The organism is Citrobacter portucalensis (assembly GCF_023374935.1).
GTDB classification, from domain to species: domain Bacteria; phylum Pseudomonadota; class Gammaproteobacteria; order Enterobacterales; family Enterobacteriaceae; genus Citrobacter; species Citrobacter portucalensis.
The window spans coordinates 4,809,156-4,822,566 of sequence record NZ_CP092466.1; the positions used below are offsets into that span (position 1 = coordinate 4,809,156).

The window sequence follows — 13,411 nt, forward strand, 5'->3', positions numbered from 1 at the left end:
AGTCCATCAGTGTATCACCACTCGCTCTTTACTCGTACTCAGCCCGACACATTGCCACAGTGTCTTCAATCAATCGACGCGCGACAGTACCCGGCGGGGGTAAGAGCGGTAAGTCGTCATAGCGATACCAGTTCGCTTCCAGCAGCTCTTTCGGGTCGATGACGATTTCGCCGCTATCATACTCCGCCATAAATGCGGTCATCAAAGACTGCGGGAATGGCCAGGGCTGAGAAGTGACATAGCGCAGATTTTTCACCTTAATCCCGCTTTCTTCCATAACTTCACGCGCCACCGCCTGTTCTAAGGTCTCGCCCACTTCGACAAAACCTGCCAGTACGGTATGCACGCCGTTACGATGGCGAACATGTTGGGCAAGCAGGATGGAATCATCTCGGCGAATAGCGACAATTATGCACGGGGCAATTTGCGGGTAATAACGTTCACGGCAGTGGCTACAGAGCATCGCCCACTCCGTTTTACTCGGGTGCATGGGATGGCCGCAGTAGCCGCAGAATTTATGCGAGCGATAGAACTCCGCCAGCTGTATGCCGCGTCCGGCCAGTTGAAACAGGCCAACGTCCTGGTCAATGACCTGGCGCACCGACCCCATATCGTGTCGACGCTGCTGCTGCACCAGCCAGACAGTCTCCCCTTCCCACTCGCCTATTGGCAGCGCGCGCTGACCAATCAGATCAAAACGGGCTGCGTCGCCATAAGGTAGCTCGCCATGAGGTAACCATAACTTTTGCTCATGACTGACGATCCACCAGCCGCTATCTAATTTTTCAATTATACGATCCATATCTCTTGCGCAACCTTTGCTTCACAGGCATGTTGTTTACATTATTTTTACATTTACGGGTGAGCAGTTCCTAAACACCATCTTGCGGAGTCAATCATGCTAAACCAGCTGGAAAGCCTGACGGAGCACGTCGGAGGAAGTAATAAACTGGTTGATCGCTGGCTACATGTACGTAAGCACCTGCTCGTGGCTTACTACAATCTGGTTGGCATTAAGCCTGGCAAAGAATCGTACATGCGACTCAATGAAAAGGCGCTGGATGATTTTTGTCAGAGCCTGGTCGATTACCTCTCCACCGGACACTTCAGTATTTATGAACGTATTCTCCATAAATTGGAAGGGAACGGGCAGCTTTTAAAAGCCACAAAAATTTGGCCGCTGCTGGAAGCCAATACGCAGCTGATCATGGACTACTATGACTCCAGCCTGGAAACTGCGATTGATCATGATAACTTCCTTGAATTTCAACAGGTTTTATCGGATCTCGGCGAGGCACTGGAAGCCCGATTCGTGCTGGAAGATAAGCTGATCATGCTGGTATTTGACGCAATGCACGAGAGTAACACTCTCAAACGTCATGCTTGAGATTTGCGGCATTAACGCGTAGTTTACATTCATTACCTCTTTACTGAGGTTACTTCTTGTCGGAGTGCTTATTTTCCACAGCAGCATGAGTGGAAAAGGCTGAGACCGTTAATTCGGGATCCGCGGAACCTGATCAGGTTAAAACCTGCGAAGGGAACAAGAGTCAATCTGCAATAGCATCGCCCCCGGGCGAGCTTCTCTCTTGCTTCATCCGTCGTCTGACAAGCCATATCCTTACTTTTATTTGGAATGAGCTATGTCTGCCACTACTAAACCATCACGCCGCGAACAGCGCGCTCAAGCCCAACACTTTATCGATACCCTGGAAGGGACCGCCTTCCCTAACTCAAAACGCATTTATATTACCGGTTCGCAGCCGGATATCCGCATTCCGATGCGCGAAATTCAGCTCAGCCCAACACTGACTGGCGGTAGCAAAGACAACCCGCAGTTCGAAGAGAACGAAGCCGTTCCGGTATACGACACCTCCGGACCGTATGGCGATCCTGACGTGGCGATTAACGTCCAGCAGGGTCTGGCAAAGCTGCGCCAGCCGTGGATTGCGGCGCGTAACGATAGCGAAGAATTAGACGACCGGAGTTCCGCTTATACCAAAGAACGTCTGGCCGACGATGGCCTGGACGAGCTGCGTTTCACCGGCCTGCTGACGCCAAAGCGCGCCAAAGCGGGTAAGCGAGTCACCCAACTGCACTACGCCCGCCAGGGAATAGTGACCCCGGAGATGGAGTTCATCGCCATCCGTGAAAACATGGGCCGCGAGCGCATTCGCAGTGAAGTGCTTCGCCACCAGCATCCGGGGATGAACTTTGGTGCACGCCTGCCGGAAAACATCACGCCGGAATTCGTGCGTGATGAAGTGGCCGCGGGCCGCGCGATTATTCCTGCCAACATCAACCACCCGGAATCCGAGCCGATGATTATCGGTCGCAACTTCCTGGTGAAGGTTAACGCCAACATCGGTAACTCTGCCGTCACCTCCTCCATTGAAGAAGAGGTAGAGAAGCTGGTGTGGTCGACGCGCTGGGGCGCGGACACGGTGATGGATCTCTCCACCGGTCGCTATATCCACGAAACCCGTGAGTGGATCCTGCGTAACAGTCCGGTACCGATCGGTACTGTGCCGATCTACCAGGCGCTGGAGAAGGTCAACGGGATCGCCGAAGATCTCACCTGGGAAGCCTTCCGCGACACGTTGCTGGAGCAGGCCGAACAGGGCGTCGACTACTTCACCATTCACGCGGGCGTGCTGCTGCGCTACGTGCCGATGACTGCCAAACGCCTGACCGGCATTGTCTCACGCGGCGGTTCAATTATGGCGAAATGGTGCCTTTCTCATCACAAAGAGAACTTCCTGTACGAACATTTCCGCGAGATTTGCGAAATCTGCGCCGCCTACGACGTCTCTTTGTCGCTGGGTGACGGCCTGCGCCCGGGTTCAATTCAGGATGCGAACGACGAAGCGCAGTTCTCCGAGCTGCATACGCTGGGCGAGCTGACCAAAATCGCCTGGGAATACGACGTGCAGGTGATGATAGAAGGCCCGGGTCATGTGCCCATGCATATGATCCAGCGCAACATGACCGAAGAGCTGGAGCACTGCCATGAAGCACCGTTTTACACCTTAGGGCCATTGACCACCGATATCGCACCGGGCTACGACCACTTCACTTCCGGGATCGGTGCGGCGATGATCGGCTGGTTTGGCTGCGCGATGCTGTGCTACGTCACGCCAAAAGAGCACCTCGGCCTGCCGAACAAAGAAGATGTTAAACAAGGGTTGATTACCTACAAGATTGCCGCCCATGCAGCTGACTTAGCAAAAGGTCATCCGGGCGCGCAGATCCGCGATAACGCCATGTCGAAAGCGCGCTTCGAATTCCGCTGGGAAGACCAGTTTAACCTCGCGCTCGACCCGTTCACCGCCCGTGCCTACCACGATGAAACCCTGCCACAGGAATCCGGTAAGGTCGCCCACTTCTGCTCCATGTGCGGGCCGAAGTTCTGCTCGATGAAAATCAGCCAGGAGGTTCGCGACTACGCTGCCGCACAAACGATTGAAGTCGGCATGGCAGATATGTCGGAGAACTTCCGCGCCAAAGGCGGCGAAATCTACCTCAAAAAAGAGGAGGCGTAATGTACCAGCCTGATTTCCCGACCGTGCCGTTTCGCCTCGGGCTTTACCCGGTGGTGGACAGCGTGCAATGGATTGAACGCTTGCTGCAGGCGGGCGTACGCACGATCCAACTGCGCATTAAAGATAAGCGTGATGAAGAGGTCGAAGCCGACGTTATGGCCGCCATTGAACTGGGGCGTTGCTATGACGCCCGTCTGTTTATCAACGACTACTGGCGTCTGGCAATTAAGCACCGCGCTTACGGTGTACATCTGGGCCAGGAAGACCTTGAAACCACCGACCTGAAGGCGATTCAGACGGCGGGGCTGCGCCTGGGGGTCTCCACTCACGATGATATGGAGATCGACGTCGCGCTCGCCGCTAAGCCTTCTTATATCGCGCTGGGTCATGTTTTTCCCACGCAAACCAAACAGATGCCTTCCGCCCCGCAGGGACTCACGCAACTGGCAAACCATATTGAACGATTAGCGGATTACCCGACCGTCGCCATTGGCGGTATCAGCCTTGAGCGCGCCCCGGCGGTACTGGCGACCGGCGTCGGCAGCATTGCCGTGGTCAGCGCCATTACCCAGGCGGCTGACTGGCAGGTCGCCACGGCCCAACTACTGGATATCGCGGGAGTGGGCGATGAATGACCGCGACTTTATGCGTTACAGCCGACAGATCCTGCTCGGCGATATCGCCATTGAAGGCCAGCAAAAGCTACTCGATAGCCATGTGCTGATTGTCGGTTTAGGCGGGTTAGGTTCGCCTGCCGCGCTGTATCTGGCGGGAGCAGGCATCGGAAAACTGACGCTGGTAGACGATGACGACATTCATCTGAGCAACCTGCAGCGCCAGATCCTGTTTACCACTGATGATATCGCACGTTCAAAATCGCAGGTTGCCCAGCAGCGCCTGACGCGGCTCAACCCGGATATCGAACTGGTATCGCTCCAGCAGCGACTGAAAGGCGATGCGCTTCGGCATGCGGTAGCGCGTGCCGATGTGGTGCTCGACTGTACCGATAACATGGCCACGCGCCAGGAAATTAACGCCGCCTGCGTAACGCTCAACACCCCGCTCGTCACCGCCAGCGCCGTCGGCTTTGGCGGCCAACTGATGGTGCTGACGCCCCCGTGGGAACAAGGATGTTACCGCTGCCTGTGGCCGGACGATGTAGAGCCCGAACGCAACTGCCGTACCGCCGGTATCGTCGGACCGGTTGTGGGCGTGATGGGCACCTTGCAGGCGTTGGAAGCGATTAAATTGCTCAGCGGTATTGAGACGCCCAGCGGAGAGCTACGCCTGTTTGACGGTAAAACCAGCCAGTGGCGCAGCTTCGCACTACGACGCGCCAGCGGCTGCCCGGTATGCGGAGGGCAACATGCAGATTCAGTTCAATGATGAGCCGATGCAGTGCGCCGAAGGACAAACCGTCAGTGGGCTGCTCACTGCGCTTAATCAGCTTAAACCGGGCGCGGCGCTGGCGCTCAATCAGCAGATCCTCCCGCGCGAGCAGTGGGAGCAGCAAATCGTGCAGGAAGGCGACCAGATCCTGCTTTTTCAGGTTATTGCAGGGGGTTGATATGTTACGTATTGCCGACAAAACGTTTGATTCGCATCTGTTCACCGGCACCGGAAAATTTGCTTCATCGCAGCTGATGGTCGAGGCGATTCGCGCCTCCGGCAGCCAACTGGTAACGCTGGCCATGAAGCGCGTGGATTTACGTCAGCACAACGATGCCATTCTGGCGCCGCTGGTAGAAGCTGGTGTGACGCTGTTGCCCAACACTTCGGGGGCAAAAACTGCTGAAGAGGCGATTTTTGCTGCCCAGTTAGCGCGTGAAGCGCTGGGCACAAACTGGCTGAAATTAGAAATCCACCCGGACGCCCGCTGGCTGTTACCCGATCCAATCGAAACATTGAAAGCCGCAGAAGCACTGGTGAAAAAGGGCTTCGTGGTACTGCCTTACTGTGGCGCAGATCCGGTGCTGTGCAAACGGCTGGAAGAAGTAGGCTGTTCTGCAGTCATGCCGCTCGGCGCGCCCATCGGTTCTAATCAGGGGCTGGAAACCAAAGCGATGCTGGAGATTATTATCCAACAGGCGACCGTGCCGGTGGTGGTTGATGCAGGCATCGGCGTCCCCAGCCACGCCACGCAGGCGCTGGAAATGGGTGCCGACGCGGTGTTGGTCAATACGGCAATCGCGGTAGCCGACAGCCCGGTGATGATGGCAACCGCCTTCCGTCTGGCCGTTGAAGCTGGCTTGCTGGCACGCCAGGCGGTACCAGGAAGCAAAAGTTCGCAGGCAAGTCCCACCAGCCCGTTAACCGGATTCCTGGAGGCCTTCGCATGAAAACGTTCAGCGACCGCTGGCGACAGCTGGACTGGGACGACATCCGCCTGCGTATCAACGGTAAAACCGCCGCTGACGTGGAGCGCGCCCTCAACGCTTCGCATCTTAGTCGCGACGATCTGATGGCATTGCTCTCTCCTGCCGCCGCCGATTATCTGGAGCCGCTGGCGCAGCGGGCGCAGAAGCTCACCCGTCAGCGTTTTGGTAACACGGTGAGCTTTTACGTGCCGTTGTATCTCTCCAACCTTTGCGCCAACGACTGCACCTACTGCGGTTTTTCGATGAGCAACCGTATCAAACGTAAAACGCTGGACGAAGATGAGATAATACGGGAGTGTGCGGCTATCCGTGAGCTGGGTTTTGAGCATCTGCTGCTGGTCACCGGTGAACATCAGGCAAAAGTGGGGATGGATTACTTTCGTCGCCATTTGCCTGCCATTCGCCGCCAGTTCGCCTCTTTACAGATGGAGGTACAGCCGTTGTCAGAGGCTGAATATGCAGAGCTGAAGACGCTGGGGCTGGATGGCGTGATGGTGTATCAGGAGAGTTATCATGAGGCAACTTACGCTCGTCACCATTTAAAAGGGAAAAAGCAGGATTTCTTCTGGCGCCTGGAAACGCCGGACAGGCTGGGCCGCGCAGGGATCGACAAAATCGGTCTTGGCGCGTTGATTGGTTTGTCCGACAGCTGGCGGGTTGATTGCTATATGGTGGCTGAACATCTGCTATGGATGCAGCAGCATTACTGGCAGAGCCGTTACTCTATCTCCTTCCCTCGCCTGCGCCCATGCACCGGAGGCGTTGAGCCTGCATCGATCATGGATGAGCGACAGTTGGTCCAGACCATTTGCGCGTTTCGTTTACTGGCGCCAGAAATTGAGCTGTCGCTCTCCACCCGCGAATCGCCATGGTTTCGTGACCATGTGATCCCGTTGGCGATCAACAACGTCAGCGCCTTCTCAAAAACCCAGCCCGGTGGTTATGCCGATAACCACCCCGAACTGGAACAGTTCTCCCCGCACGACGATCGTCGCCCAGAAGCCGTTGCTGAAGCACTCATGGCCCAGGGTTTACAGCCCGTGTGGAAAGACTGGGACAGCTATCTGGGGCGCGCTTCACAGGTACCGTAGGTCAGGAGCAATCGCATAAACAAAAAAACCCGCTTTCGCGGGTTTTTTCTTCACTGACACTTAACTGCTCGGGCTCTGGCCTTCATCGCTATCGTAAGCGCTCGTGAAATTATCGGCGATTACAGCGCGACAACGTTAACAGCAGACGGGCCTTTAGCGCCATTCTCCACGGAGAACTCCACCTTTTGACCTTCATCTAACGTTTTAAAATCGTTACTCTGGATAGCGGAGAAATGCACAAACACATCCTTGCTACCGTCCTGAGGAGTGATAAAGCCGAAGCCTTTATCAGAGTTAAACCATTTTACTAAACCAGTCATTTTGTTAGACATAGATACTTCCTTTCATGTTTTTGAGCCGCTTATGCAGCGAAGATGGCCTGTTTTGCAGAAATTAACTTATGGGGCACTTAGGGAGGAGGCTCATGAAGAAGAGTATCTGAGGATAACGCTTGAACTGAGAACTGCTTTACTAAAACTGCTTGCATAAGGTCTGTGTTCCAAACCGATGCCGCTATAGTAGACCTACTTCTAATCATTAAGCAAGCATTAATTTTTTTAATACCCACTGAGTGATGCAATGTTGAACCATCGCGGCTAAGCATCCTGGATAACAGCTTGATCTACAATGAACAAAAGCCCCGACTATTGCAGTCAGGGCTTTACGTTACTACACACTTCAAATTTAACATTAATAAACTTAACGATTTAATACTGCTGATGGTACTACTTTAAAATGTACACGTTTACTACAGATAATATTGGATATTGATACTAACTAAAGCTTTCCTCTATTTACCGTTAAACACATTCCACCCGCTTGATAATAGAACTCAAGACTGGTGACCTAAACAAGTACACTTCCCCTCGCGACATATACTCTTTGATGCGTTGCCTTATTTCCCTTGTGATAACCAGAAAAGCAGATATCACAAATATTTACTATAAATCATGGCGTTACATCGTCGCGTTTTACTGACTTTTTGCGATTAGATATATCAACTACGTGGCCTGAAAGCATTGTCGAAGTGAAAAAATAGCGTTTTCAGCATCGACTATCCCATACAAAAAATACTTCGTGGCCTTTATCGCAAACCCCAATCAAGCTCTACTAACACTTACTACGTTAACAGCAAACTACAATTTCTCCGCTGTTAAGTATTAACATACGGGTTTAAAAAACGCTGTCAATACTGTTTTTTATAACATGTATTTATTGACAGTAATTATATATTCCAGCATGTGATAAGCGAGTCAAAAAGCCGCTGGCCCTGGTCCAGATCGCAGGGTTCCGCCTCTTTTTGTAACCGGTTTCAGAAAAAGCGGCTTTCTTTGTGATGCCTTGCACACAATCGTTGCAAAGCAGTTGTTGCTATGGCTGGCTCGCGATAATTATCAACTCACACATGTTGATCGAGACTGCTTATGAAAAACATCGTTTTATGCTGTGCCGCCGGAATGTCCACCAGCATGCTGGTGCAAAGGATGAAAGATGCCGCCCAGAAAAAAGGCGTCGACGTCACTATCAAAGCCGTCCCGGTGGCCGAGTTTGAAGAGAATATCGCTACAGCGGATATCGTTTTGCTCGGTCCACAGGTTAAGTATGAACAGGCCAAGCTACAGGCGATCGCCGACCCACTAGGCAAAAAGGTCGCCGTTATCGACATGATGGATTACGGCATGATGAAAGGCGATGCGGTACTGGATAAGGCGCTGAAACTACTGGAGTGATGGTATGGAAGAGTTAGAAACGATCATCATGGAGTTATTGGTAAACGCTGGCGCTGCACGCAGCCAGGCCCTGACGGCACTGCAACTGGCGCGTAAGGGTGATTTCGCCGGTGCAGAACAAGCGATGACGGAATCACGCGAGTACGTCAAACAAGCGCATAAAATCCAGACCCAGCTGATCGGTATTGACGAGGGCACCGGCAAACTACCGGTTAATCTCATCACCGTCCATTCGCAGGACCACCTGATGAATGCCATGGTGATTCAGGATCTGGCCGGCGATATGATTGAGCTTTATCGGCGGTTACCACCGATAAATTAATGACACTGCCGGATGGCTTCGTAGACCTGATAAACGCCATCAGAAATAACATAGACATAAAAAAACCCGCCGAAGCGGGTTTTTTATTATGGCCGGCAACGATTAATCGTTGTCAGAACCGCCCAGGCCTGCGTTCAGCAGTTCTGCCAGGCTGGCAGACGCATCTTCAGCAGTTACCTGCGGTGCAGCTGGCAGTTCGCCCGCTGCGCGACGGCGCATACGATCCTGGTGGTACGCATAACCAGTACCTGCCGGGATCAGACGACCTACGATGACGTTCTCTTTCAGACCGCGCAGTTCATCACGTTTACCTGCAACAGCTGCTTCGGTCAGGACACGCGTGGTTTCCTGGAACGATGCTGCAGAGATGAAGGACTCGGTTGCCAGAGACGCTTTGGTAATACCCAGCAGATCGCGGGAGAACGTTGCACCCACTTTGCCGTTCGCTTCCAGCTCGCGGTTTGCGATCTTGACGCGGGAGTATTCAACCTGCTCGCCTTCCAGGAAGTCGGAGCTACCAGCGCTTTCGATGGTGGCTTTACGCAGCATCTGACGAACGATAACTTCGATGTGTTTATCGTTAATCTTAACACCCTGCAGACGGTATACGTCCTGAACTTCGTTAACGATGTAACGAGTTACAGCATGCACACCACGCAGACGCAGGATGTCGTGCGGCGCTTCCGGACCGTCGGAAACCACGTCACCACGTTCTACACGTTCACCTTCGAACACGTTGAGCTGACGCCATTTCGGAATCATCTCTTCGTACGGTTCGCTACCGTCTACCGGGGTGATAACCAGACGACGTTTACCTTTGGTTTCTTTACCGAAGGAAATGATGCCGCTGATTTCAGCCAGGATTGCCGGCTCTTTCGGACGACGTGCTTCGAACAGGTCCGCAACGCGCGGCAGACCACCGGTGATATCCTTGGTACCGCCGGATTCCTGCGGAACACGCGCCAGGGTGTCACCAGAACTGATCTGTACGCCATCTTCCAACTGAACAATCGCTTTACCCGGCAGGAAGTACTGAGCAGGCATATCGGTGCCTGGGATCAGAACGTCGTTGCCCTGAGCATCAACAATTTTCAGTGCCGGACGCAGGTCTTTACCACCCGCAGTACGCTCTGCAGAATCCAGAACCACCAGAGAAGACAGACCGGTCAGCTCGTCGGTCTGACGAGTAATGGTCTGGCCGTCGATCATGTCAGTGAAGCGGACAAAACCACTCACTTCGGTGATAACCGGCATGGTATGCGGATCCCAGTTTGCTACGGTTTCGCCGCCAGCAACCTGTTCGCCATCACCTTTCGCCATAACGGAGCCGTAAGGCACTTTATAGCTTTCTTTGGTACGGCCGAATTCGTCGATCAGTTTCAGTTCGGTGTTACGTGAGGTGATAACCAGTTTACCGCTGGAGTTCACAACCGACTTCGCGTTGCTCAGACGGATGCTACCTTTGTTTTTCACCTGGATGCTGGATTCAGCAGCCGCACGAGATGCCGCACCACCGATGTGGAACGTACGCATCGTCAGCTGTGTACCCGGCTCACCGATGGACTGTGCCGCGATAACGCCGATTGCTTCACCTTTGTTGATGATGTGGCCACGCGCCAGGTCACGACCGTAGCAGTGCGCACATACACCAAAGTCGGTGTCACAAGATACAACGGAACGGACTTTAACGGAGTCAACGGAGTTCTCTTCCAGCAGATCACACCACTGTTCGTGCAGCAGCGTGTTGCGTGGAACCAGAATATCCGCCGTACCCGGCTTCAGAACGTCCTCAGCAGTTACACGACCCAGAACGCGATCGCGCAGCGGCTCTTTAACATCACCACCCTCGATAACCGGGGTCATGGTGATGCCTTCCAGAGTGCCGCAATCGTCTTCAGTAACAACCAGGTCCTGCGCGACGTCAACCAGACGACGAGTCAGATAACCGGAGTTCGCTGTTTTCAGTGCGGTATCCGCCAGACCTTTACGAGCACCGTGAGTAGAGATGAAGTACTGGAGTACGTTCAGACCTTCACGGAAGTTCGCGGTGATTGGCGTTTCGATGATGGAGCCATCTGGCTTCGCCATCAGACCACGCATACCGGCCAGCTGACGAATCTGTGCTGCAGAACCACGCGCACCGGAGTCGGCCATCATGTAGATGCTGTTGAAGGAAACCTGCTGCTCTTCTACGCCGTCACGGTTAATAACGGTTTCGGTTTGCAGGTTATCCATCATCGCTTTGGATACACGATCGTTCGCCGCAGCCCAGATATCGATAACTTTGTTATAGCGTTCGCCTGCGGTTACCAGACCAGACTGGAACTGCTCCTGGATCTCAGCAACTTCAGCTTCCGCTTCAGAGATGATCTCGTGTTTCTTCTCTGGGATGACCATGTCATCAATACCAACAGATGCACCTGAACGCGCTGCATATGCAAAGCCGGTGTACATTGTCTGGTCAGCGAAGATAACGGTCGGCTTCAGGCCCAGAATGCGGTAACAGGTGTTCAGCATTTTGGAGATAGCTTTCTTGCCCAGCGCCTGGTTGACGATGGAGAAAGGCAGACCTTTCGGTACGATCATCCACAGAATGGCACGGCCAACGGTCGTGTCTTTCAGGCTGGTTTTCGCAACGAATTCGCCGTTTTCATCTTTTTCATATTCGGTGATACGCACTTTAACGCGCGCATGCAGAGAGGCCAGACCTGCGCGATAGATACGCTCAGCTTCTTTCGGGCCAGTCAGCACCATGCCTTCGCCTTTGGCGTTAACACAGTCACGGGTCATGTAGTACAGACCCAATACAACGTCCTGAGACGGAACGATGATAGGTTCGCCGTTCGCCGGAGACAGGATGTTGTTGGTAGACATCATCAGCGCACGCGCTTCGAGCTGGGCTTCCAGCGTCAGCGGTACGTGAACAGCCATCTGGTCACCATCGAAGTCGGCGTTATATGCCGCACAAACCAGCGGGTGCAGCTGGATAGCTTTACCTTCGATCAGTACCGGTTCAAATGCCTGGATACCCAGACGGTGCAGTGTTGGTGCACGGTTCAGCAGTACCGGGTGTTCGCGGATAACTTCGTCCAGGATATCCCAAACGACAGCTTCTTCACGCTCAACCATTTTCTTAGCGGCTTTGATGGTGGTGGCCAGGCCACGCAGTTCCAGCTTGCCGTAGATGAACGGTTTGAACAGTTCCAGTGCCATTTTCTTCGGCAGACCGCACTGATGCAGACGCAGGTATGGACCTACGGTGATTACAGAACGACCGGAGTAGTCAACACGCTTACCGAGCAGGTTCTGACGGAAACGACCCTGCTTACCTTTGATCATGTCGGCCAAAGATTTCAGAGGACGTTTGTTAGAACCGGTGATCGCACGACCGCGACGACCGTTATCCAGCAGGGCGTCAACCGCTTCCTGCAGCATACGTTTTTCGTTGCGTACGATGATGTCCGGCGCAGCCAGATCCAGCAGACGCTTCAGACGGTTGTTACGGTTGATAACGCGACGATACAGATCGTTCAGATCCGATGTTGCGAAACGACCACCATCCAGCGGAACCAGCGGACGCAGATCTGGCGGCAGAACCGGCAGAACGGTCAGGATCATCCACTCTGGCTTGTTGCCAGACTGTACGAAGGCTTCCAGCAGTTTGATACGCTTGGTCAGCTTCTTACGCTTGGTTTCAGAGTTGGTTTCGTTCAGCTCTTCGCGCAGAGTTTCACACTCTTGCTCCAGATCCATGCTCTTCAGCAGGGCCTGAATAGCTTCCGCACCCATCTTCGCGTCGAATTCGTCACCGAACTCTTCCAGCGCGTCCAGATACTGCTCTTCAGTCAGAATCTGTTGACGTTCCAGGTTAGTCATACCGCCTTCGATAACAACATAGGATTCGAAGTACAGTACACGTTCGATATCGCGCAGCGGCATATCGAGCAGCAAACCGATACGGGACGGCAGAGATTTCAGGAACCAGATGTGAGCGGTCGGAGACGCCAGCTCGATGTGGCCCATACGCTCACGGCGTACTTTAGTCTGGGTCACTTCAACGCCGCACTTCTCACAGATCACACCACGGTGTTTCAGGCGCTTGTACTTACCGCACAGGCACTCGTAGTCTTTTACCGGCCCAAAGATACGGGCGCAGAAAAGGCCGTCACGTTCAGGTTTGAACGTACGGTAGTTAATGGTTTCCGGCTTCTTAACTTCACCGAAAGACCATGAACGGATCATGTCTGGCGAGGCCAGAGCAATTTTGATCGCATCAAACTCTTCGGTTTTAGTCTGCGCTTTCAGAAACTTTAATAAATCTTTCACGGATTTGCTCCCGTCGGAGTTA

Annotated in this window: 12 protein-coding genes and 1 riboswitch; of the genes, 9 read left to right on the forward strand and 3 right to left on the reverse strand. The window is 53.5% G+C overall.

The features are described from left to right. Positions 1-28: 28 nt before the first annotated feature. Entirely contained in the window at positions 29-802 is a 774-nt protein-coding gene (gene nudC / locus LY264_RS23190; RefSeq protein ID WP_048227510.1) for an NAD(+) diphosphatase, read from the reverse strand. A gap of 96 nt (positions 803-898) precedes the next feature. Between nudC and LY264_RS23195 the strand changes: the two genes are divergently transcribed. The 7 genes from LY264_RS23195 (at position 899) to thiH (ending at position 7,011) form a co-directional block, all read left to right on the forward strand. Next, positions 899-1,387 (forward strand): Rsd/AlgQ family anti-sigma factor, encoded by a 489-nt coding sequence (locus LY264_RS23195; RefSeq protein ID WP_032945654.1) that lies wholly within the window; start codon positions 899-901, stop codon positions 1,385-1,387. A 50-nt stretch (positions 1,388-1,437) separates the two neighbouring features. After that, positions 1,438-1,560: riboswitch (TPP riboswitch) on the forward strand. An 83-nt stretch (positions 1,561-1,643) separates the two neighbouring features. Beyond that, the gene (gene thiC / locus LY264_RS23200; protein ID WP_048227511.1) at positions 1,644-3,542 is read left to right on the forward strand and encodes a phosphomethylpyrimidine synthase ThiC; all 1,899 of its coding nucleotides are present in this window, start codon (positions 1,644-1,646) and stop codon (positions 3,540-3,542) included. Further along, entirely contained in the window at positions 3,542-4,177 is a 636-nt protein-coding gene (gene thiE, locus LY264_RS23205) for a thiamine phosphate synthase (RefSeq protein ID WP_048227512.1), read from the forward strand. Before thiC ends, thiE begins: the two co-directional genes overlap by 1 nt. After that, positions 4,170-4,928 carry a HesA/MoeB/ThiF family protein gene (locus LY264_RS23210; protein WP_003826902.1) on the forward strand — a complete coding sequence of 253 codons (759 nt, stop codon included), beginning with the start codon at positions 4,170-4,172 and terminating at the stop codon, positions 4,926-4,928. The genes thiE and LY264_RS23210 overlap by 8 nt, the downstream gene beginning before the upstream one ends. Further along, on the forward strand, positions 4,909-5,109 hold the full coding sequence (gene thiS / locus LY264_RS23215; RefSeq protein WP_016155307.1) for a sulfur carrier protein ThiS: 201 nt from the start codon (positions 4,909-4,911) through the stop codon (positions 5,107-5,109). The genes LY264_RS23210 and thiS overlap by 20 nt, the downstream gene beginning before the upstream one ends. A 1-nt stretch (position 5,110) precedes the next feature. Further along, positions 5,111-5,881: a thiazole synthase gene (gene thiG / locus LY264_RS23220; protein ID WP_032945651.1), complete on the forward strand. Its 771-nt coding sequence runs from the start codon at positions 5,111-5,113 to the stop codon at positions 5,879-5,881. Further along, positions 5,878-7,011, forward strand: coding sequence for a 2-iminoacetate synthase ThiH (thiH, locus tag LY264_RS23225; protein ID WP_008787119.1), 1,134 nt, complete (start codon positions 5,878-5,880; stop codon positions 7,009-7,011). Before thiG ends, thiH begins: the two co-directional genes overlap by 4 nt. 119 nt (positions 7,012-7,130) lie before the next feature. Here the strand turns inward: thiH and cspG are convergent, their stop codons facing one another. Beyond that, on the reverse strand, positions 7,131-7,343 hold the full coding sequence (gene cspG / locus LY264_RS23230; RefSeq protein ID WP_003033098.1) for a cold shock protein CspG: 213 nt from the start codon (positions 7,341-7,343) through the stop codon (positions 7,131-7,133). Between the two features lie 1,092 nt (positions 7,344-8,435). Between cspG and LY264_RS23235 the strand changes: the two genes are divergently transcribed. Further along, on the forward strand, positions 8,436-8,741 hold the full coding sequence (locus LY264_RS23235) for a PTS sugar transporter subunit IIB (protein WP_003033102.1): 306 nt from the start codon (positions 8,436-8,438) through the stop codon (positions 8,739-8,741). Positions 8,742-8,745: 4 nt separating this feature from the next. After that, a complete protein-coding gene (locus LY264_RS23240) occupies positions 8,746-9,063 on the forward strand; it encodes a PTS lactose/cellobiose transporter subunit IIA (protein ID WP_008787121.1) in 318 nt (105 codons plus the stop codon). 102 nt (positions 9,064-9,165) lie between these two features. Here LY264_RS23240 and rpoC read toward each other — a convergent pair whose 3' ends face one another. Next, a complete protein-coding gene (rpoC, locus tag LY264_RS23245) occupies positions 9,166-13,389 on the reverse strand; it encodes a DNA-directed RNA polymerase subunit beta' (RefSeq protein WP_003826919.1) in 4,224 nt (1,407 codons plus the stop codon). Positions 13,390-13,411 lie beyond the last annotated feature (22 nt).

What these genes read in the sequence shown, in the direction of transcription:
- nudC (WP_048227510.1), bottom strand. Translation starts at nt 802, where the DNA reads ATGGATCGTATAATTGAAAAATTAGATAGCGGCTGGTGGATCGTCAGT.
- LY264_RS23195 (WP_032945654.1), top strand. Translation starts at nt 899, where the DNA reads ATGCTAAACCAGCTGGAAAGCCTGACGGAGCACGTCGGAGGAAGTAAT.
- thiC (WP_048227511.1), top strand. Translation starts at nt 1,644, where the DNA reads ATGTCTGCCACTACTAAACCATCACGCCGCGAACAGCGCGCTCAAGCC.
- thiE (WP_048227512.1), top strand. Translation starts at nt 3,542, where the DNA reads ATGTACCAGCCTGATTTCCCGACCGTGCCGTTTCGCCTCGGGCTTTAC.
- LY264_RS23210 (WP_003826902.1), top strand. Translation starts at nt 4,170, where the DNA reads ATGAATGACCGCGACTTTATGCGTTACAGCCGACAGATCCTGCTCGGC.
- thiS (WP_016155307.1), top strand. Translation starts at nt 4,909, where the DNA reads ATGCAGATTCAGTTCAATGATGAGCCGATGCAGTGCGCCGAAGGACAA.
- thiG (WP_032945651.1), top strand. Translation starts at nt 5,111, where the DNA reads ATGTTACGTATTGCCGACAAAACGTTTGATTCGCATCTGTTCACCGGC.
- thiH (WP_008787119.1), top strand. Translation starts at nt 5,878, where the DNA reads ATGAAAACGTTCAGCGACCGCTGGCGACAGCTGGACTGGGACGACATC.
- cspG (WP_003033098.1), bottom strand. Translation starts at nt 7,343, where the DNA reads ATGTCTAACAAAATGACTGGTTTAGTAAAATGGTTTAACTCTGATAAA.
- LY264_RS23235 (WP_003033102.1), top strand. Translation starts at nt 8,436, where the DNA reads ATGAAAAACATCGTTTTATGCTGTGCCGCCGGAATGTCCACCAGCATG.
- LY264_RS23240 (WP_008787121.1), top strand. Translation starts at nt 8,746, where the DNA reads ATGGAAGAGTTAGAAACGATCATCATGGAGTTATTGGTAAACGCTGGC.